The following is a 22,389-nucleotide window of genomic DNA, read 5'->3' on the forward strand; positions in this document are numbered from 1 at the left end:
ATTTCTATATTCGAAGGCTGATTATTTATGCTTTTCCGGGGAACTCAGATATTACACCTAGTAAATACTGTTTCATTAATGCAAAATCAATTGCATCTACAGCACCGCTGCCATCTAAATCAGCCAATGCAGTATTTTCAAGTGCATCACCAAGCAGATGCTTCTTTATAAGCATTAAGTCTAATGAATCTATGGAATTATCACCATTGACATCGCCTAATTTACCTTCGGAAATTGCTTTTGCATCAAATTTGAACCAGTCCAAATTTAACAAATAATCGCTGCCGCCTGTAAATTTCAGATATACGTCATGCTCTCCTGTAACTTCGCTAACATTACAGGATACATTTGTCCATGCTTTCCATCCGCCTGTATTTGGAACAGCACATGTTCCTATTAATTTTCCATTCAAACTATCCAGACGAATCTCTATATTTCCACCAACTGAATTACTTCCTGCACTTGCTTGGAAACTTGAAGCACCGCTGCCAAAATCAACTTTTTTGTAAACTGTATAATCTCCGTTTTGGATATACCCGATATTCCTACCAGTTCCATCAGGATTGTCCTCAATCTCAACTCCTGATTGATCATCATATTTTTCTGCCTCTATCCTTTCAAATGCTGATTTTGGAGTAATTTCAATAGGATCATCATTAACATTTGAATCTGGGCCAGTACCATTATAATTTCTGATAAGACCTAAATCCCATATAATTTTCTGGTACTCAGCATTCATATTTGTAGTACCCTGGATAAGGAAATCTACTTTATTAATATCATTTATTTCTAGTTTTTGATTATATCCAGCACGAACAAGCTCACCATGTGATACATTAGTAGTCCACTTGTCTGCATTGTATTTTGTGAGATTACCTCTCCAAGCCCATTTTTCAGCAACCTGTGTCCATGGTCCACCTGCACTTGATGATGTCCAAAGTTCATAATATCTGCCATCTTTCATATCTTCAATCAGCAAATAGTATTGTCCGTCAGCAAGACATTTATAAACTTCTGCACCTTCAAAAGTGTTTCTAATTGATACAGTTGGAGCACTCCAACCCTTTGGGAAATTCGCAAGAGTTGTTTTTCTTACATAAAGATTTCCTGAACCATCACTTGGTGTGTTATACATATAAGCATACTGATCATCACAGATTATGTAATAATCCCATCCCATGTTACCTGATATTCCAAAGGATTTAGGTCCTTGCCATGAATTAGGGTCAGCTGGATTTGTGGATGTTGAATATGCTGCTCCATGAGTTCCATCTTGGTAAACAAGATACCATAAGTTTTGAGGTTCAAAGTAGAATAATTCTGGTGCGCAGAAATATGCTTCACCAATTTTACTCAAATATGTACGCTTTGCAGTTTTCAGTCCTTCAATTGTGCTCGCGGATGTAAAACACATCTGCCATCCACCACTTTGATTTGCACCAGTATAATATATGAGCCACTGACCATTGTATCTAACTATTGTTGGGTCTTTAGCTGCATAATAATCATATGGCAAACATTGCCCGTGGAAAATGACTCTTTCATCCACACTCCATGATGGATTTGGATTAGCTGCTGCTGAAGCTACAGAACCAAAAGTTGAAGTCATTAAAGCCAATCCTAAGATAATTGAACAGCATTTTTTTAGTAATCTTTTCATGCTTTTTCCTCCTTAATATTTTTAGAATTTTTTAAATTGAAAAATTTATCTTTATTGCTAGATAACATTGTTAGTTGAGAAATACAATGGGATTCCAGAGAAACTTTTTTATTTACTTCTGTTGTTCTTGATTTTTATTTTATCAAAAAACAGTTTTCCAACTCTGAAATCCCATTCTCTACTGGTTATACATCAGACTTTATTTATGCCTTCCCAGGGAAAGCAGTTATTATACCCAATAAATACTGTTTCATTAGTGCAAAATCAATTGCATCTACAGCACCGCTACCGTCTAAATCAGCCAATGCAGTATTTTCAATTGCTTCACCAAGCAGATGCTTCTTTATTAGCATCAAGTCTAATGAATCTATGGAATTATCACCATTAACATCACCTAATTTACCTTGAGGAATTTCCTTAGCATTAAATTTAAACCAGTCCAAATTTAACAAATAATCGCTCTCTCCGGTAAATTTCAAGTATACGTCATGCTGTCCAGTAACTCCGCTAACATTGCAAGATACATTAGTCCATGATTTCCATCCACCTGTATTTGGAACGGCACAAGTTCCTATTAATGTTCCATTCAAACCATCCAAACGAATTTCTATATTTCCGCCATTTGAATTGCTTCCTGCACTTGCTTCAAAACTTGCAGCACCACTGCCGAAATCAACTTTTTGGTAAACTGTATAGTCTCCATTTTGGATATACCCGATGTTCTTACCAGTTCCATCAGGATTGTCCTCAATTTCAACTCCGTATTGATCAGTATAATTCTCTGCTTCTATTCTATTGAAAGCACTTATTGGTTCTATTACAACTGGAACTGTACTTCCTACAAAAGTTGTTACACTCTGTGCAGGAAGCTGAGCTGTAAATGAGCCGTTTGACACTGCAATCTTTGAGCCTTTTGCAACGTTTCTGCTTCCATCAGTTATATATGTATCCATACTGCTTGCTGAACCATTTTGTAAATTAAATTTCTGGCTTACTGCAGAAGTACCTTTATTTATTGCAACAATAACAACCTTGTTGTCACCTGTATAGGCACTTACATAAACATTTGTATTTGGATTCTTTGTTGCATCAACTCTAACATATCCAGGACGAACATATCTTGAATATTGAGCCATCATAGCACCACGCTTACTCATAGTACCGTCTTCTTTCATAGGACCATATGACCTACGAATGTACCACCAAACATATGCCTGGAAGTTACCCTCTACAATAGCGTTATGCATATTCATAGCAACATCTAATGCTTCTGGGAAGCGGTCTGCTGAATTAGCATCACTGTTTGGAACGTATACTTCAGTCATCCAAAGTTCTTTTCCCGCTCCTTTTTGCTGGAAAAGAGGATAAGGCATATTGTTAACACTAGTACCATAAAAGTGAGCACCAAGAATGTCCATATTGGCAAGAGCCGTAGCATCATTCAATATTGGGTCTGACATGTTTTTCAGATATTGAAAGGATTCAGGTGCCATTACCCTAGCATTAGTAATTGAGCCAGCATAATTTTTCATAAAGTTAAGCATTTCTTGTGGAGTCCACCAGCACCACTCATGTGCGTAATCAGGTTCATTTTGAACTGAAATAGCATATAGAGGAGCACCGTTGTCTTTCATAAATTTAGCATAATTATCAAGATGCTTTGCATAATTAGCATATTGATCGTATTTAAGTCTTGTTTGGTTTGCAACACCATTACGAGTGAACTTCTCCTGCATAGAAGTTGGAGGATTCCATGGGGAAGCAAAAACTATACCTCCATGTTTAATTGCACTTTTTGCAGATTCTAATCCTTTGGACCAATTGTTACTGTTTTCGTCTACATGCAGTCTTAAAATAGTAAAACCTAATTGTCCGTCTCCAGTTCCAAAAGCTGTTTCTCTTTGAGCTGCTGTCAAATCTGATTGCCAGCCTGTGTGAACCATTCCCCCAAAACCGCGCATTTCTTGCTTTTTAGCCGATAAATTAACTACAACATCACTTGCTGCTGAAACTTCAAATACTGGTGTTGTAAGTATCATCGACAAAGCAATTAATCCAGCAGTTACTGCACTAATTGATTTTTTTATGTTATTGAACACTATTGCACACCTTCCTTCCATAATTTTGCCACCATTAAAGCGTAAGCTTTCATAATAAAGTTTACGTTTTGTTATGGCTATAATAACTTTAACGAATTTTTAAACCGACTGTCATTAAGGCAAATAAGGTAATTTCGTAATATCCCCTAATAGGTATCTCTTGAATACTGCAAAATCAAGTGCATCAATTACTTTGTCACCATTCAAATCTCCTGCTGTTAAACTGTCCTCAACTGGGAACTTATCAATTGAACCTAAAAGATACATTTTCATCATAGCATAGTCTGTTGCATCAATTTCATTATCTCCATTAAGATCTCCAACGATAGCTGTAGCTGCCTTGCCAAACTTGAACCAGTCCAAATTAAATAAATAATCGCTTCCTCCAGTAAATACTAGGTATAAGTCATGCTCTCCAGTAACTCCACTTACACTGCATGTTACATCAGTCCAAGTTTTCCATCCGCCAGTACCTGGAACAGCACAAACTCCTATTCTTGTTCCAGTCGGACTATCCAAACGAATTTCTATATTTCCACCAGTTGACGCACTACCTGCTCTTGCTTGGAAATCAACAGCACCGCTGCCAAAATCAATTTTTCTATAAATTACATAATCTCCATTCTGAATATATCCGAGATTCTTTCCAGTTCCATCAGGATTCTCTTCTACTTCAATTCCATATTGTACATCAAAGCTTTCTGCTTCAATTTTTTCAAATGCGCTTCTTGGTTCTACAAATATAGGCTCACTTGATACCTTGAGCATAACAGTACCATGTGGAGGTACAGCTGCTGTATATGAACCACTGAATTCACCTTTATCAGCTTTAGCCCATAAATCACGTACTGAAACTTTGCCTTGCATACCTATATCTGAGAAATTAACTGTTATATTTTGTGTTGTTGAATTTCTGTTTAATAATGCAACAGCTTTTGTAGTACCTTCAATTCCTAGAGGTTTAACCCAAACGTCAAGTCCATTTGTAGATTTTACCTTGTATCCTTGTATTCCAGCAGGGTCTTGGTTTACAGCTATTACTTCCTTGTTTGTCAAAATGTCTCTTGTTGTTTGGTTCATAGTCCTTAAGTCATTTCCAGCAATAAGAGGTGATGCCATCATACACCACATACTCATCTGTGTACGGTATTCCTCAGTTGTACAACCACCATTACCGATTTCAAGCATATCAGGGTCATTCCAAGCTCCAGGTTTTGCAGAACTTGCATATCTTGCATTCTCATCAATACAATTTATAATACCTCTGAACCAATCGTTTCCATTATCCCATTTATCAGTGATATCACCTGTAGTACGCCACAAGTTACCAGTTTCAGGCATCCAGCTTGCATACCCCCATGCGCAGATACTGAACACTATATCTCTTCCGCTATTTGCAAGTGCTCTTTGCATCTTCTGGTAATCACCTTTTTGGTCACTTCCATTTGGCACATTACAATTATCGTATTTTAAATAGTCAACTCCCCATGAAGCAAAGGTTTTAGCATCTCTCTCCTCATAGCCTCTACTTCCACTTTGAGGAATATTCATACATGTCATGGTTCCTCTATCTCCATATATACCAAGCTTAAGTCCCTTAGCATGTACATAATCTGCTAAAGCCTTTATACCACTTGGGAAACGATTAGGATCAGCCCTTAGGTTTCCATTAGCATCACGTGCTGGATTTGCCATCCAGTTATCATCCAGATTCAAATAAATATATCCTGCATCCTTCATTCCAGAGCTTACCATTGCATCAGCAATCTGTTTAATCTGGGTTTCATTAATATTCCCGTGGAAAACATTCCAGCTATTCCATCCCATAGGTGGAGTTTTTGCAAGGCCATTATCCAAAGCCCCTACGTTAGAAATCGAAAATGCGGTAAATACCGCACCGACAAGCAAACCAGCTGCCAGCGATAATATTTTTTTCATACTTTTCCCCCCAATTTTTTATATTTTTTATTAAAATCAACTTTCCAGTAAAATGCTTCTAAGTAACTGGAAAATCAATTTAATAACAATTTAATAAAATTTAATAACACTTTAATAGCCTATTTTATAAGAGTTTTTATCTCATTTTCTTTCCATTTGTATTAATATTTTAGAAGACCTTTAACGCAAATAAGTATTAATATTATTCATGTAACTACCTATAATCTAAGTCAATTACTATCGGCCGATAACCGATATGCCTATCGGCCGATAATTTGGTTTTGAGGCTATGCAAATCCAAACAGTTTTCAAAGCATAATTTGACAAAAAGTCAAAGCTTAGAAACCGTAATTGACTTGGTAAGGAAATAAATGAGGTAAGTATAATTTCCTTATTGCGACTAATATATATTCACAAACATAAGTTTATGAGATACCAATGTTAATTCTCAAACAAGCAGAGTTCATTTACACTTCAATAAAAACTCTTTATCTATATACAAAATTAATTATGTATAATTAAATATATTTAGTTGTTATCATTAGCTTAGTAATGCCACATATATTGCAAATGTTTATAGATTAATATTTTATTTAGAATGAGGTAACTCCGAAATAACACCTAGAAGATATTGTTTAAATGTAGCAAAATCAAGTGCATCAATTACTCCATCAGAATTCAAATCTGCTGCCTTAATGTCATCTTCAACTGGGAAATCGTCGATTGCGCCTAGAAGATACATTTTCATCAAAGCATAATCTGTTGCATCAATACTCTTATCCCCATTTAGATCTCCGACAATAGCAGTAGCTTTTTTAATGAACTTGAACCAGTTTAAGTTTAGTAAGTATCCGCTATCTCCTGTAAATTTCAGATACAGGTCATGGCTTCCGCTTACTCCAGTAACATCGCACATTACATCAACAAAAGCCTGCCACCCCCCAGTTGCAGGAACCTTACAAGTACCTACTATAGGACCTGTGATGCTGTCGAGCCTGAGTTCTATATTTCCTCCATTAGTAGCACTTGATACTCTTGCTAGGAAACTTTTAGCACCAGTTTCAAAATCAATATTACTATAAACCACATAATCTCCGTTTTCGATGTATCCTACAGCTTCTGTTCCTTCGTCACATGTTACATTTTGAATTCCAAGCTGACCATTATAGTTTTCTGCCTCAATCTGTGAAAAAGCAGACCGTTTTACGGGCTCAGCCAACTTAGAAACAACTGCAACAGCATCTACGACCAAAGTACCACTTAAAACCTTTATCGAAACTGTATGGTCACCATAATTAAGGCCACGAAGTGTAAACGTTTGATATAATTCTGCTGATGCCATCGTACTAGCTGAAGTATTAACAACCTTTCCATCCACTGTCACCTCAAGCTTCGCTGATCCATTGTTGGGGCCTAGGATATCCAATCCAGTACCTTTAAATGTGTATTGAAGCACAGCACCTGCTCCCTTGCTTGTAGAGAGGGTACGTTGGTAATTGTACATAGATTTTCCGTTTTCATGGCTCCATGGACCGCTGTATATGAGTTTGGCAACTGGATTAGCAGACAGATCGTGCATTTCAAGATTGTCAAGCATCTCGACATAGTACGGAGCGTATCCCTCAATCTTTTCAACTTTCAAGTTATCAAAACGAGTATAATAATAACCGCTTAACATGTCTACACGTCCAGACAACTTTGGGTTTAAATCAGTGTAGGTGTAAATAGTAGTGCCATCTATGTAGGCCGTTATTTTATTTTCTACAACCTTTAAAGCAATATTATGCCAAGCATTATATGCTGTGTTAAAATTATTGATTTTCACTCCACCTGTACCACTCACAACGTTTCCACTTGCTACAGAAGTACCATTAACATGGAAAGACCAACCACCATCGAACCAGAATTTCAAAATATAAGGTGTACCATTTGAGTAATGAGAGTTACTGCCTCCTTGCTGACGAGCACCAATAGCAGCATAATTATTACCACCCTCTGTACTGTTATGTTCAAATGATACGTCAACACTAGCTTTGTAGTTCAGCCATCTGTTATCTCCAATAGCTGTAAGAGGACTGCCATTATTCCAAGTGCCTCCAAGCCCCATTATTGATTGATCCACCTGCTGCCGCAGAACATAGTTATTTGATCCATCTGGAAGATATGCTTCAAATGCTCCGTTCCTATCACTTGTATAGCGTGGAATTACACTTTTTGATCCCCCTCGAGCATCAATATAACTTTGGGTTCCCGTAATTTGTCCACCCTCTCCAATCACAGGATAGGTCATGTCAGAATAATCAAAATCATCAGCATATAGTATATTATCCTCTGTATTATGTCCTGAACCAGTCTCATCTGTATCAAGTACAGTGCGTTCTCCCTCTACTGGTAACGGTGTATTGTACTCAGCTTTCTCATTATTATCCAAAGTGGTAACTGTTACAATAGAGTAAGGTTTCACACTTATAGTATAAACTCCACTGCTATTTGCAGATAACTCACCTAGATATTTCATGTAATTGCTGTTAAAAGCTTTTCCCTTATCGGCCGCTCTGGTTTCCCATACTTCTAAGGCTGGATTACCTGTATATGCCATATTTACTGTCTTTATAGTGTAGCTTTTCGTATACTCGCTATCGTTAATAAAAATGGTTGAAAAATTGCTTCTATCTGGTGCAGCTAATGTCATATAGCTTGGTGTACCATTACGTCCATTAACGGGGTTTGTACCTACAGCACCAGTGTAACTAGCTTGAGGCACCGCTCTCCAGATTCCTTGAGTGTTGCTCTTGTTCTCCCAGCCTGATTTTGCAAACCAACTGAAATGCCTCAGAATAACAAGTCCTCCATCATAATGAATCCAACCTGACCAAGGGTCACGTGCACTAATCAGTTCTTTAAAGGAATACTGCCCTCCTTCATAGAAAGAACCGATTGCAGGTTGATAGATGAAATGTGTCCTGCGGGAATTTACAAATCCCTTAATAACGGTGTTTCCCATTTCCAATGGACCGTTAATTCCACCTATTCCCGTGCCTTCCACTGAAGGATCCTTCATATTGTTGTTAGGACGGAAGGAAGTATTGCTAAATGTCGCCTGTGCTTCACTGTTCCAAACCTCTTTGTCAAATTGCTCTGCAAGACGTTTGAAATCACCCGCACTGTTGTCATCAGTATTGTAGTGGTATGCAGCCACCGACACAGCATCCCGAAGTGTTGCATCACTTACCATATCACCGCCGAAGGAACCAACTGAAACTTCATCAGAAATTACTACTTTGATGCTGTTAAACAAAGCTTGTTCTTCAGCGCTATTAAAACCTGTGCTATCTGTTTTTATTCGATTAGCAAATTGTTTAGTCCATGTCAAATTTGGTGCTTGTTCGTTTACTCCTGGATTTATGTAATCAACCATATAGCCGTATTGGCGGTATGCAGCTAGAACGGTATTTTTATACCAAGTGTAAACCTTATCGTTAGAGTTCACCCAGCCAGGCGCATTCCAGCGGAGGATACTAACTTTTAGATTTGGGTTCACTTTTTTTGCATCAGCAGCTAGCTGGAAGCCTTGATGGCGCTTGACGTTGGCCGCTTCAGTTTCCCAACGCATAGTTGCTGGATCAGGTCCAGTGGAGTTGTTGCGATCGTTACCCATCTCAATTTTCACATGGGTCATAATTGGATTTTCTCCACCAAAAAGTATCTGTAAAAGTTCTACATACTTCTCAGGGTGTTCCGCCTTATAATCCATTAACAACGCACTTGAACTGTTTCCGCTCAAAACTCCAAATCCCTTGAAGGTTAAGCCATTGACATTGCTAGATTTAATATTATTACCATCCACGATAATGTTAGCATCAGCAGCCTCAACTGTATTTAACGGCGCTATTGATATAATAAATGCAACCATAGAAACAATTAAAAAACAACTTAAAACCCTTTTAATCATTTTCCACCTCCTTATCTCAATTATTTCAGATACATTCATTCCCTCAGACAATATGAATTCCCCTATAGGTGTCAAATAATAAACTCGTCAAATGAGTATTTGTCCTTTTCTAATAACCTTAGGCTTGATTATTAATCGGTATATCGATTAATTAAAATACTTAGTAAGATTAAAAGTAGGAATGATATTATAAACAAATGATTACGCATCTAAACCATTTGCAGAAACTACTGAACAATTCGTTTTAAAGAAGGAACCTATGCTTCATTCTTTTAGGGCTTGTAAGGTAATTCCAAAATGTCACCCAGCAAGTACTTCTTAAATGTAGCAAAATCTAGTGCATCTATTTCACCGTCAACATTCAAATCAGCTGCCTTAATACCGTCCTCTACAGGAAATTTATCAATTGCACCAAGGAGGTACATTTTCAATAAAGCATAGTCTGTTGCATCAATGCTTTCATCTCCATTGAGATCTCCCACAAGTACTGAAGGCTTCTCCTCTTTGTTGAATTGGAACCAGTTAAGGTTTATTAAATAACCATCTCCACCAATAAATTTTAAATAAATATCATGCTTTCCACTAACCTCACTTACATTGCATGATACATCCTTAAAGGTCTGCCAATCTCCAGTTGGTGTTACTAGACAAGTACCTAATAATGAACCAGTCAAACTATCAAGTCTGATTTCAATTTTTCCTTCATTAACTGCACTTGATACTCTTGCAGTAAAGCTTGTTACACCACCGTTTTCAAAGTCAATATTATTATAAACAACATAGTCTCCGTTTTCGGTATAGCCCACAGCCTCTGTACCTTCGTTACAAGACACATTTTGGATTCCAAATTGATCGCTGTAACTCTCAGCTTCAATCTTTGAAAAGGCTGATACAGGAGTTGCTGGTACAGTAACAAACTTCCACCAGTTAACATTAAATAAGAATCCGCTTCCACCTGTAAACTTCAGATACAAGTCATGCACTCCAGTTGCACCATTTACTGTACAAGTATTGGTAGTCCAAGTCTGCCAGCCTCCAGTACCCTTAACAGCAAGAGTTCCCACTAGCTTTCCTGTTGGACTGTCAAGGCGAAGTTCTATGTTTCCTCCACTAGTTGCTGAAGCTACTCTTGCCTCAAAAGATGTAGCACCAGTAGTACCGAAATTCACACTCTTTACCTTAATGTAGTCGCCATTTTCTATATTGCATACATTCATTCCGCCTTCACTACATTTTTCTGTCTCTACACCTGACTCCCAGCAAATTGTTTCAGCCTCAGTTTTAATATATGGATTGAGGTTTGAGACTGCTGGTACACCAGTTGAAGTCATGTTTATAGTTGGGAATGTACCATCTGCATTATAGGCGAATTTCTCAACACATACCGAGCGGTGATATCCTCCACCATCGGGTAGAGCGCCGTTATGATAAAAGAAATATGAATTTCCTTTAAAATCAACAACTCCCGCATGATTAGTAAAGCTACTACCTTGAGTAGGCATAATTTTGCCTCTATAAGTCCAAGGGCCTGTAGGACTAGTACTTGTAGAATAAGCTATATGCTCAGATATAGGACCACCTGCAAATACCATATAGTATAAATTACCGCGCTTGTAAAACCATGGACCTTCCTCATATGATGTTGCTCTGTCTGTCTTGCTTCTAGCTCCGAAACTAGCTACAGTCAAAGGTACTGTTACTATGCTTCCTGAGTAAGAAACCATATCTGCATTTAACTTTACATACTTAAGGTCAGGATTTCCCCAATATAGATAAGCTTGTCCATCATCATCTATAAAAACTGTTGGGTCAATATTACCATAACCAGGTGCAATTAATGGTTTCCCAATAGCATCCTTAAATGGTCCTGTTGGACTATCTGAAACAGCCACTCCTATTGCTGTACCACCACTCTTTGCAGTCAATGGAACATAAAAATAGAACTTACCATTTCTAGGAATACACTGACCAGCCCATGCATCACCTTTTGCCCAGCTGAAATCAGTATAAGCCAATACTGTTCCGTGATCAGTCCAATTAACCATGTCTTTTGATGAATAACATTTCCAATCATTCATGGTAAAAAAGTTGTTTATTATTTTGTCTTCGTCATGGGATGTGTATAAATAACAAGTGTCTCCATAAACCATTGGAGCAGGGTCAGCAGTATAGTTTGTCTGTACAATAGGGTTATCTGCATAGCATATAAGCGAGAAAAACATAAAGCAAATTAAGGTTAAGCCAAAAATCTTGCATATATTTTTCATAAATCCTCCTATTTTATTAACTTTCGCTTTAGCCCCAAAAAATTAATTACAAAAGTTAACGATTTTATAATTCTTAATAATAGGTCAACTAAATTTTATTGTCATATTGTGTTTTAAAAGGGGTATTACAAAATAGTTTTATAATACCCCTTTTAAAAACTACATTACATTTCAGCTTGGAATTTTGTTCTTAATCCAAGAAGGTATTCTTTGATTTGTACAAAGTCAAGTGCATCTATGCTGCCGCTTCCATCTACATCTGCTGCTTTTAAACCACTTTCAGCAGGGAATGTAGTTATTGATCCAAGTAAATACTGTTTCATTAATGAGAAGTCAATTGCATCTACAGTACCGCTGCCATCAAGGTCACCGTATTTTACTACTTGTGCAGGAGTATTGCTAAACTTAAACCAGTCCAAATTCAATAAATAATCGCTTGTTCCAGTAAATACTAGATATAAATCATGCTCTCCTGAAACTCCACTAACACTGCATGTTACATCAGTCCAAGTTTTCCATCCGCCAGTACCTTCAACAACACAAGTTCCTATTAATTTTCCTGTTGTGCTATCTAGACGAATTTCTATATTTCCACCAGCTGACGCACTACCTGCTCTTGCTTGGAAACTAGTAGCACCGCTGCCAAAATCAATCTTTTTATAAACAACGTAATCTCCATTTTGGATATATCCGAGATTCTTACCACTGTCATTAGGATTATCTTCAATCTCAACTCCATATTGACTGTTATAACTTTCTGCTTCGATCTTTTCAAATGCGCTTCTTGGGTTTATTACTTCTGGTTCTACGTCACCAACATTTGCATTTTTAATATACTCTTTTAACCAAGTAAGAGCTGGTCTTTCAGTTCCATTGCTGCGTATTAAGTGAGAGTTTGCAATCCAAGTATGTCCCTGTAAATAACCCCAATATGTAATACCTTTAACACCTGGGTGTTCATACATAACAGGGAAAAGTTCTTTCATTTTATTTAACTGTTGATTGTCATCAGCAATATTTAAATCTAATTCAGAAATGTATATTGGTATTCCTGTAGCTGCAAGTCTATCCAATTTTCTCTTTACATCAGCAACATTCTGAGTTTCAAGACCGTGAGACTGACATCCAATACCATCAATTAAGTTTCTTTGCTTTAATATATTTATTACTGTAATGTATTCGTTAATACAACTCCATCCGTCTGGACACAAAACGTTATAATCATTAATGAAAAGTTTTGTATTTGGGAAGTATTTACGAGCTTGTTCAAATGACCATACTATCCAGTCGTAACCAGTTCCATAAAGACCATTGTCACCACCGATAGCATTCTTATATGGGAAAGGTGCATGTCCTTTCATTGCTTCATTTACAACATCCATTTCATCTATTTCTGGGAAGTTCTGTGCAACTGCTTTATACCAGTTCTCAATTGCTGTTTTTTTAGCTGAGTCTGAAAGGTTTCCTAACCACCTAGGATACTGTGAACCCCAAATCATAGTATGGAATTTGAAAGGAATTTTATTTGCTTTACAATAGTTATACATTGCTTTAGCTTGGCCAAAGTTGTATTGACCCTGCTGTGGTTCACATTGTTCCCACTTGCTGGCATTTTCAGGAGTTAACTGATTCCAGTATTCTCCGAATTTAGAAGGTTCAGTACCGCTGTACCATATATTACCTACATATTTAGCTTTGCCAGTTGCCATAGCAGCATCAGCAGGAATACTGATAGTACTCAAAAGGCTAAAAGCAACTAATACAGCACTTACTATTCTTATTCCTCTTTTCTTATTAAACATTATCGTACCTCCAATTTCAAATTTTTATTTTGTTTTTTTGTTGACCTATTATTAAATATCAAATTTAAATAATACTTAGTACTTTGGTTATTTTCTAATCACAGATGCTTTCTTAGAATTTACAGAGAATATTTTATGATACAGAAATATTCTCTTATATCTACTAAATATATGCGGATAGTTTTAATATTTTAAGTCAAAATAACCATATACTTTTTATTTTTCTGTTTCAATATATTTACTTTCTATTTTTCACCAGGAAAAGTAGTTATAATTCCTAGCAAATACTGCTTCATCAAAGCAAAATCAATTGCGTCAACTGTTCCGCTGGCATCTAAATCAGCCAAGCTAGTATTTTCAATTGTATCCCCCAGAAGATGCTTTTTAATCAGCACTAAATCTAATGAATCTATTGATCCATCATCATTTAAATCACCTAATTTGCCTGTAGGAATGTTGTCTGCAGTAAACTTAAACCAATCTAAATTCATTAAATATCCGCTATTTCCTGTAAACTTCACATATAAATCATGTTTTCCAGTTACTTTGCTGACACTGCAGCTCACTTCAGTCCAAGTCTTCCATCCTCCAGTACCTGGAACAGGACAAGTGCCTATTAGTGTTCCGTTGAGACTGTCCAAACGAAGTTCTATATTTCCACCTTCGCTTGCACTTCCTGCTCTAGCTTGGAAACCTGTTGCTCCATTTCCAAAATCAACATTTTTAAACACGAGGTAATCACCGTTTTCTATGTAACCAATATTACGTCCATCATCATCAGGATTATCTTCAGTCTGAGTTCCATACTGTGTATAAAAGTTTTCTGCTTCAATCTTTGAAAAAGCTGATATAGGATCTGGCTCTGGAGCATTAGGGCCTGGCTCATCATTTAATCTGAACCAGTCAACATCCATATATCCAGTGCTTGCAGTAGGACTGAAATTCATAATAGCATATTGCTCTCCTTGGAAAGTACCATATTGCCAATCAAATCCCATTGTTATAGCGGTTCCAAGCTGCTGCCAATTTCTAGTATCATCCTTCCAGTAGAATGTAGCTTTTTTAGTATTAAAGTCCATTTGAATTCTAAAATACAAAATATCTGATGTTATATTTGTAACTGTACCTTTAATTACTTCTTCCTCAGTCATTATTATTTTCCTTGGACTTCCTGTTACAGCAATATATCCTCTTGGGTCACCCAGCATACCTAATCCCCCAATATCACTAGGTTTCATATTACTGCAATCTATCTTGATAGTACCAGTACTTATTGGTCCTTGTCCTTTTTGAGTTAAGCTATTTCTTGCCTTCCAGAAATCAGATGCAGTTGTAGCTTCTAATCTAAGACTTGAGCCAGTCAATGACCATTTTGTGTTATCAGGATTGTGGTTCCACATCCATTGAATTCCTAATGAACCTCCATTGAACTCATCAGATGCTTGAGGCACTTTGATTTCTTTATTTTGAATAGGCTTTCTATAGGTGTTTTCAACTTGTCCTAAATATCCTTCTCTGCCAAACATAGGCCAGCCATTTTTCCAGGTAATTGGGCAAATTCTTGTCATACGGCCAACTGCACCGTCATCCTGATGAAGATATCCCCAATAAGTACCATCAGGTAAATCAACTATACCACCTTGGTGTCCACCTTTTCCTGCTGTACACAAAGTAGTAGTTTCTCCATAAGGTCCCCATAAGTTTTTGGAACGGGAGCATACTAAACTTCTTGCTGGAACAGCATTAAATAAATAATATGTTCCGTCTACTTTAACTAAATGCGAGCCTTCAACATTATTATATGAAAGAATAGTTCTTGACGATCCAACAGTACCGCTTAAATCAGGTTTCAGCTGTATCATTCTGATCTGATTCTCCCAAGCTCCGCCATATGCAAGATATGGTGTTCCGTCAGTATCTATAAATATACATGGATCGAAATAGCTAGCGCCTAAATTATAATATTTCCATGTACCGCTTACATCCTTTGAATAATAAATACGAGCTCCTGTTCCATCATTCATATTAACAACTACATAAAATGTACCGTCTTTATAAGCTATTGATGGAGCAAAACATCCAGAAGCATATTTAGTGTTGCCATTGTCCATGTTATATTGGTCAGACAACCTATCTATACAATGCCCAACAATTTCCCAGTTAACCATATCTTCTGATCTACAAATAACAAGACCAGGTGAATTAACAAATGTTGAAGTTGCTAAATAAAAATAATTGCCAACCCTTATCATACTTGGGTCAGGATAATCCGCATACATTACTGGATTTGTAAAAGTACCGTCACCCTTGTCAGGTTGATATGCAAACGCAAAGGACATTTGCGATAGCATAATACACATTACTAATAGGAACACAAATGCTTTTTTAAGACTAGCACGTCTTCTTGAATTACCTTCCATAATAATTCCCCCCAATTATTTGTTTGAGTAATCTGGTTAATACTTATAACCTTTAATACCAGCATTGCCCAGAATAAGGTCAACATTTGATCTTTTTTATAAAAAAAAGCGCATGACCAAGTGCAGATACCCCTACTCTATATTTATTATTATAAAAGAAGTCCATTTTTATATCCATTTACATATTTTTACTTGCTAATCCTTTATTTACTTATTTTTTTATATATTTTTTTATTTTTCTGTTTTTTGCTACATATAAAATTTGAATTCCTCATCAAGATTGAATTAGAAAGGAGGGGAAAACTATAATTAATACCACTTAACATTACGAAATTATAAGAAATACTATGATAGACCTCTCAAAGCCTAAAGTTTGATATGCAGACATACAAAAAGACCCTTGCAAATAAACCCAAACATTATATATTGTACATCTTTAAGTACATTAATATATTAATTGAGTTAATTAGCAAAAGTCTCTTTAATAACTATTGGTCTTATTATTTTTGATTTGTAATTTTTAACCGAGCCATAGCTCTTGCTAGCGCTGCCTTTGATCGTGCATACTCCATTTGGCTAAGGTGCTTCTGCAACTTCTCCTCGGCACGTGCTTTAGCTGCCTTTGCCCTATTCAAATCTATTTCTTCTGGATACTCAGCAGTATCAGTTAATATAACTACCCTATCAGGCATAATTTCAGCAAAGCCCTCTGTAACAAGAGCTACTATCCATTTGCCATCTGCTTTGATTTTGATAGGTCCTATATCTACCGCTACAACTGTAGGCGCATGTTTTGCAAGAACTCCCATCTCTCCATCAACAGTTCTAAATATTACTTCCTCTGCTTCAGCAGAGTAAAACTTTCTTTCAGGTGTTAATACTTCTAAAAAAAATGTGGGCATATCTTTATTACCTCCATGAGCTGTAAAGTGGCTTCAAAACAATGGAGTCTTTTATTAAACGAAGTTATCGCCTAATACAAAACACTTACTCCGCTATCTCTTTTGCTGCTTCATACACCTCTTCAATAGTACCCTTCATATAGAAGGCTGATTCAGGAATATCATCCATTTTGCCATCTAATATTTCCTTAAAGCCACGTATTGTTTCCTTAAGCGGTACATATTTTCCTTTATATCCTGTAAATTGTTCTGCTACAAAGAATGGCTGAGATAAATATCTTTGTATTTTTCTAGCTCTAAATACAATTAATTTATCTTCCTCTGGCAACTCATCCATACCTAAAATAGCGATAATATCTTGAAGTTCTTTATTTCTCTGCAAGACCTCTTGAACTCTTCTTGCAACATTATAATGCTCATCTCCTATAACTTTAGGGTCAAGTAATCTTGATGTTGATTCTAGTGGGTCAACTGCAGGATAAATACCCATAGCAACTATATCTCTGCTCAAAACAGTAGTGGCATCCAAATGTGCAAAGGTAGTAGCTGGTGCTGGGTCTGTCAAGTCATCAGCAGGTACATAGACTGCCTGTACTGATGTAATAGAGCCCTTTTTGGTTGACGCTATTCTCTCTTGAAGTGCTCCAACATCTGTAGCAAGTGTAGGCTGATATCCAACAGCAGAAGGAATTCTTCCTAATAGCGCAGAAACCTCTGAACCAGCCTGAATAAATCTAAAAATATTATCTATGAATAAAAGCACGTCCTGCCCCATTGTATCTCTAAAGTATTCTGCCATAGTAAGCCCTGTTAGTCCAACTCTCATTCTTGCTCCAGGCGGCTCATTCATCTGACCAAATACCATGGCAGTTTTTGAAATAACGCCTGACTCAGTCATTTCATTCCATAAGTCATTACCTTCTCTGGTTCTTTCACCAACACCTGTAAATACAGAATATCCTCCGTGTTCATTGGCTACATTTCTGATTAATTCCATTATTAATACGGTTTTACCAACCCCAGCTCCACCAAACAATCCAATCTTTCCACCTTTTGCATATGGAGCAAGTAAGTCAACAACCTTTATTCCAGTTTCAAGAATTTCTGTTGAAGGCTTCTGTTCTTCAAACGAAGGCGCAGGCCTATGTATTGGAAGATATTCAGCCGTCTCAACAGGTGCTCCTTTATCAACTGGCTCACCTAATACATTAAAAACTCTACCTAAAACTTCTTTACCAACTGGAACTTTTATTGCATCTCCAGTATCAAAAGCATCCATTCCTCTTACCAAACCATCAGTAGAAGACATAGCAACACATCTAACAGTATTATTTCCAAGATGCTGCATTACTTCTGCAGTTATAGTTTCTTGATTCATAGGTATTTTAATAGCATTATATATATTTGGTAATTCTCCATCTTCAAATCTAATGTCTAGAACAGGTCCTATAACTGTCACAATTTTTCCAGTACTTCCTGCCATATTTACCTCCCATCTACGTGACACAGCACGCAATTAAAATAGCAAAGTGAAAAACCTTTTTCTACATAAGCTTAAATATATAAACAAAACATATGGCTTAAAATAACTATACAAACTGTACCTATTTTAGCGCCGATGCGCCGCCTACAATTTCAGATATTTCCTGAGTAATTGCAGCCTGTCTTGCCCTATTATAATTTAAATTTAACTTTTGAAGCATTTCATCTGCATTTTTTGTTGCATTATCCATTGCAGTCATACGGGCATTTTGTTCACTTGTAAATGCCTGAACAAAAACACCATACATAATTCCTTTAATATATTTAGGAATCAAAACATCTAAAACTGCAGATGGTGAAGGTTCATACTTCGCCTTTTCATCTATTTTGATTTCAATGTCCTTAATATCCTCACGTAAGGCCCCTATTTCAATAGGTAATAATTTTAACATCTTAGGTTGAAGCGTAATAGCTGATACCATCTCAGTATATATTATATCAACCTCATCCACTTCTTGTTTATTATACATATCGAGTATAATATCTGTTATTTCTCTAGCTCTATATACCGTAGGATTTTGCACTGCATAATCAAACTCTGTATGGACATTATAATTCTTTCTAACAAAATAAGCTCTGCCTGAAATACCAGCAACTAAAAGGACTGCATTATCTTTGTCTTTACCAATAGTTTTTTCTGCAAGCTTAATAATATTACTATTATAGCCGCCTGCAAGACCCTTATCACCTGTCAAGATAATATATGCCTTCTTATTACCTTCTTTTTTCTCTTTCAAGGCAAAATACTTACTTTCAACATCTCCGCTATGCTCTAGAATGTCTGCGATAGTTTCTTTAACCTTATTAAAGTAAGGAAGGGTAAGTTCTAGCTGCGCTCTTGCCTTTTTAAGCTTTGACGTTGATATCAGCTTCATGGCTTTTGTAATTTGTCGCATCTGGTTTATACTTTTTATATGCGATTTAATCTCACGCATATTATTTGCCATACGATAACCCGCCTTTTCCGTCGCACAGTAACGACATTAATTTATATCAAAATACTTCTAGTTTGTTAATTAAATACTTTATACTGAAAAGTCAATAACTCTATACATAGTACGTTTACTATCGTATACTATCGTAGAGAAGCTGGTCTTATCAGTTCTTAATAAAAAACTTATACAAATTGCCCTTTAAATTCCTCTACAGCTGTTTTTAATAATTTAACATTTTCATCGTCAATATTTCCTGTCTTTGCTATGTCAGTAAGTATTTTAGGGTATTTATCTTTAACATATTCAACTAACTCTTTATTAAACTTACTAACCTTATTAACTGGTAAATCCATCAGATATTTATTTGTTGCACTATAGAGAATTACTACCTGTTCTTCTACAGGTAATGGTGAATACTGAGGCTGCTTCAAAGTTTCAAACAGTCTTGCACCTTGAGACAGCTTGTCTCTTGTCTGTTTATCCAAATCAGAACCGAACTGTGCAAAGGCTTCTAATTCTCTGTATTGTGCCAAATTAATTCTAAGTGGACCAGCAATCTTCTTCATAGCCTTTATCTGCGCTGAACCTCCAACTCTTGAAACGGATAGTCCAACATTAACAGCTGGTCTTTGTCCTGCGAAAAACAACTCAGTTTCCAAATAAATCTGACCATCAGTAATTGATATTACATTTGTAGGAATATATGCAGAAACGTCTCCTGCTAAGGTCTCAATTATTGGTAGTGCAGTAATTGAACCTCCACCTAACTCGTCACTAATTTTTGCTGCTCTCTCTAGTAGTCTAGAGTGCAAATAGAAAACGTCACCCGGATATGCTTCACGTCCAGGAGGTCTCTTGAGAAGCAAGGACATAGCTCTATAAGCAACTGCATGCTTTGATAAATCATCATAAATAATTAATACATCTTTGTGATATTTGTACATGAATTCCTCTGCAATAGCACAGCCTGCATAAGGAGCAAGATACTGTATTGAAGCCATATCACTGGCTGTTGAAGACACGACAATTGAGTATTCCATAGCTCCATACTTTTCTAGCTTATCTACTATACCTGTAATAGTAGATGCTTTTTGACCGATAGCTACATAGATACAAATAACGTCTTTTCCTTTTTGATTAATTATAGTATCTACTGCTATTGCAGTTTTACCTGTTTGCCTGTCTCCTATTATTAGTTCTCTTTGTCCTCTTCCTATAGGAATAAGTGCATCAATTGCCATTATACCTGTCTGCAAAGGTGTATTTACACTTTTTCTGTCAACAACACCCGGTGCAAGAAATTCTACAGGACGATAAGAATCAGTGATAATTTCACCCTTGCCATCTATTGGCTTACCCAATGGATTAACAACTCTTCCGATCATTTCATTTCCAACTGGTATTTGAACTGTCTTACCTGTTCTCTTTACAGTTGTTCCTTCTCTAATCTGTCTGTCATCACCTAAAATAACGCAGCCTACGCTATCCTCATCAAGATTTTGAGCCATACCGTACACATTATTTTCAAACTGCAAAAGTTCTCCAGACATACATGATTGAAGCCCATAAATAGTTGCTATTCCATCTCCTGCCTGAAGAACATATCCTACATCATCAGTTTTAATTACAGCATCATAATTCTCTATCTGCTGTTTAATAATTGAACTAATTTCATCTGGTCTAAGACTCATGTTTCTCACCCCATACTCTGTCTGCTGGTTATTATATACTAACCAACTCAGTTAATGATTCTATTCTGCCTTTTATACTTCCATCATAAACTTTATCTCCAATTATCACCTTAACACCACCAATAATTGAAGCATCTACTATTTCTTCTGACTTAACGGCTACTGCATTGTATTTGTTTCTAAACTTTTCCTTAATTCTAAATAGTTGTTGTTCATCTAAAGGCTCTGCTGTAATAATCTTCATATCCAAAACATTACTTTTTTCATTTATCAAGCGTAAAAGCTGCTCATAAATTTCTGGTATGTTCTTTATACGTTTTTTAGAAATAAGTAGTAAAATAAAATTTATGGTATTTTTACTAAGCTTATCAGTAAAAACATTTTTAATAACAGTTTGCTTCTTATCGGCTTTAATGGTTGGATTAATCAGAAAGCTGCTAAAATCCTTGTCTGATTTATAAATCGCAACAAATTCTTCAAGTTCCTGCCGAATAACCTCAATATCACTATGTGATAATTCCATTATTGCCTGAGCATATCTTTTTTCAACAAGTGGCATTAAATAGCACCTGCCTCATCTATAAATTTATCCACCATTGACTTATTTGTATCACTATCCATATTTGACTGAACTAACTTTGACGCTGCTGCAATTGCAAGAACTGCAATCTGCTGCTTTGTCTGTTTCAGCATTTCTTCTCTTTCGCGTTCAACCTCTTCATGACCCTTTTGAACTATTGTAAGCGCTTCCTTTTTTGCATTGGCAATAATTTCATCATACTCACGAGCTGCCTTTGCCTTAATTTCATTTAGTAACTTGTCACCATCTATTTTTATGTTCTTAATTTGTTCATCGTATTTTTTACGCGCTTCAGCCGCTTCCATTTTTGCGTTTTCTGCGTCCTTTAAGCCCTGTTCTATGGAATTTTTTCTTTCTTCCATAAGGTTTGTAATAGGTTTAAAAAGGAATTTTTTCATAAACAAAAATAATATAATTAAGTTTATAGCAACAAATATAAATGTATAACCATCTGGTTCTAGCATATTCTCACAACCCCTTTGTTACCTGTATTTTATCTACCTCTAACCTTAATCAATATATATATAATAAGCCAAATTGATATTAAAGGCTTTATTATCATCGTACTGGTTACTACTACATATCTGTGAAAGATATAAAT

Annotated in this window: 13 protein-coding genes; all 13 read right to left on the reverse strand. The window is 36.3% G+C overall.

The window, feature by feature from the left end; translation table 11 throughout:
- Positions 1–25: 25 nt before the first annotated feature.
- Positions 26–1,660 (reverse strand): non-reducing end alpha-L-arabinofuranosidase family hydrolase, encoded by a 1,635-nt coding sequence (locus EHE19_RS17695; protein ID WP_137697422.1) that lies wholly within the window; start codon positions 1,658–1,660, stop codon positions 26–28.
- Positions 1,661–1,863: 203 nt separating this feature from the next.
- Positions 1,864–3,780 carry a glucuronoarabinoxylan endo-1,4-beta-xylanase XynC gene (gene xynC / locus EHE19_RS17700; protein WP_171003555.1) on the reverse strand — a complete coding sequence of 639 codons (1,917 nt, stop codon included), beginning with the start codon at positions 3,778–3,780 and terminating at the stop codon, positions 1,864–1,866.
- A gap of 93 nt (positions 3,781–3,873) precedes the next feature.
- Positions 3,874–5,697 carry a carbohydrate-binding protein gene (locus tag EHE19_RS17705; protein ID WP_137697423.1) on the reverse strand — a complete coding sequence of 608 codons (1,824 nt, stop codon included), beginning with the start codon at positions 5,695–5,697 and terminating at the stop codon, positions 3,874–3,876.
- 589 nt (positions 5,698–6,286) lie between these two features.
- Positions 6,287–9,649 (reverse strand): carbohydrate-binding protein, encoded by a 3,363-nt coding sequence (locus tag EHE19_RS17710; RefSeq protein ID WP_137697424.1) that lies wholly within the window; start codon positions 9,647–9,649, stop codon positions 6,287–6,289.
- 272 nt (positions 9,650–9,921) lie between these two features.
- A complete protein-coding gene (locus tag EHE19_RS17715) occupies positions 9,922–11,916 on the reverse strand; it encodes a carbohydrate-binding protein (protein WP_137697425.1) in 1,995 nt (664 codons plus the stop codon).
- A 164-nt stretch (positions 11,917–12,080) separates the two neighbouring features.
- The gene (locus EHE19_RS17720) at positions 12,081–13,718 is read right to left on the reverse strand and encodes an endo-1,4-beta-xylanase (RefSeq protein ID WP_137697426.1); all 1,638 of its coding nucleotides are present in this window, start codon (positions 13,716–13,718) and stop codon (positions 12,081–12,083) included.
- A gap of 245 nt (positions 13,719–13,963) precedes the next feature.
- Complete coding sequence (locus EHE19_RS17725) at positions 13,964–16,138, reverse strand: family 43 glycosylhydrolase (RefSeq protein ID WP_137697427.1); 2,175 nt, start codon at positions 16,136–16,138, stop codon at positions 13,964–13,966.
- 500 nt (positions 16,139–16,638) lie between these two features.
- Positions 16,639–17,040 carry a F0F1 ATP synthase subunit epsilon gene (locus tag EHE19_RS17730; protein WP_137697428.1) on the reverse strand — a complete coding sequence of 134 codons (402 nt, stop codon included), beginning with the start codon at positions 17,038–17,040 and terminating at the stop codon, positions 16,639–16,641.
- Between the two features lie 85 nt (positions 17,041–17,125).
- Entirely contained in the window at positions 17,126–18,523 is a 1,398-nt protein-coding gene (atpD, locus tag EHE19_RS17735; RefSeq protein WP_137697429.1) for a F0F1 ATP synthase subunit beta, read from the reverse strand.
- 121 nt (positions 18,524–18,644) lie between these two features.
- Positions 18,645–19,529 (reverse strand): ATP synthase F1 subunit gamma, encoded by an 885-nt coding sequence (gene atpG / locus EHE19_RS17740; protein WP_137697430.1) that lies wholly within the window; start codon positions 19,527–19,529, stop codon positions 18,645–18,647.
- A 170-nt stretch (positions 19,530–19,699) separates the two neighbouring features.
- Entirely contained in the window at positions 19,700–21,208 is a 1,509-nt protein-coding gene (atpA, locus tag EHE19_RS17745) for a F0F1 ATP synthase subunit alpha (RefSeq protein ID WP_171003556.1), read from the reverse strand.
- Between the two features lie 31 nt (positions 21,209–21,239).
- Entirely contained in the window at positions 21,240–21,767 is a 528-nt protein-coding gene (locus EHE19_RS17750; RefSeq protein WP_137697432.1) for a F0F1 ATP synthase subunit delta, read from the reverse strand.
- The gene (gene atpF / locus EHE19_RS17755) at positions 21,767–22,252 is read right to left on the reverse strand and encodes a F0F1 ATP synthase subunit B (protein WP_137697433.1); all 486 of its coding nucleotides are present in this window, start codon (positions 22,250–22,252) and stop codon (positions 21,767–21,769) included. The genes EHE19_RS17750 and atpF overlap by 1 nt, the downstream gene beginning before the upstream one ends.
- Positions 22,253–22,389 lie beyond the last annotated feature (137 nt).

Origin of the sequence: Ruminiclostridium herbifermentans (assembly GCF_005473905.2) — a bacterium.
GTDB lineage: Bacteria > Bacillota > Clostridia > Acetivibrionales > DSM-1351 > Ruminiclostridium > Ruminiclostridium herbifermentans.

What these genes read in the sequence shown, in the direction of transcription:
- EHE19_RS17695 (WP_137697422.1), bottom strand. Translation starts at nt 1,660, where the DNA reads ATGAAAAGATTACTAAAAAAATGCTGTTCAATTATCTTAGGATTGGCT.
- xynC (WP_171003555.1), bottom strand. Translation starts at nt 3,780, where the DNA reads ATGGAAGGAAGGTGTGCAATAGTGTTCAATAACATAAAAAAATCAATT.
- EHE19_RS17705 (WP_137697423.1), bottom strand. Translation starts at nt 5,697, where the DNA reads ATGAAAAAAATATTATCGCTGGCAGCTGGTTTGCTTGTCGGTGCGGTA.
- EHE19_RS17710 (WP_137697424.1), bottom strand. Translation starts at nt 9,649, where the DNA reads ATGATTAAAAGGGTTTTAAGTTGTTTTTTAATTGTTTCTATGGTTGCA.
- EHE19_RS17715 (WP_137697425.1), bottom strand. Translation starts at nt 11,916, where the DNA reads ATGAAAAATATATGCAAGATTTTTGGCTTAACCTTAATTTGCTTTATG.
- EHE19_RS17720 (WP_137697426.1), bottom strand. Translation starts at nt 13,718, where the DNA reads ATGTTTAATAAGAAAAGAGGAATAAGAATAGTAAGTGCTGTATTAGTT.
- EHE19_RS17725 (WP_137697427.1), bottom strand. Translation starts at nt 16,138, where the DNA reads ATGGAAGGTAATTCAAGAAGACGTGCTAGTCTTAAAAAAGCATTTGTG.
- EHE19_RS17730 (WP_137697428.1), bottom strand. Translation starts at nt 17,040, where the DNA reads ATGCCCACATTTTTTTTAGAAGTATTAACACCTGAAAGAAAGTTTTAC.
- atpD (WP_137697429.1), bottom strand. Translation starts at nt 18,523, where the DNA reads ATGGCAGGAAGTACTGGAAAAATTGTGACAGTTATAGGACCTGTTCTA.
- atpG (WP_137697430.1), bottom strand. Translation starts at nt 19,529, where the DNA reads ATGGCAAATAATATGCGTGAGATTAAATCGCATATAAAAAGTATAAAC.
- atpA (WP_171003556.1), bottom strand. Translation starts at nt 21,208, where the DNA reads ATGAGTCTTAGACCAGATGAAATTAGTTCAATTATTAAACAGCAGATA.
- EHE19_RS17750 (WP_137697432.1), bottom strand. Translation starts at nt 21,767, where the DNA reads ATGCCACTTGTTGAAAAAAGATATGCTCAGGCAATAATGGAATTATCA.
- atpF (WP_137697433.1), bottom strand. Translation starts at nt 22,252, where the DNA reads ATGCTAGAACCAGATGGTTATACATTTATATTTGTTGCTATAAACTTA.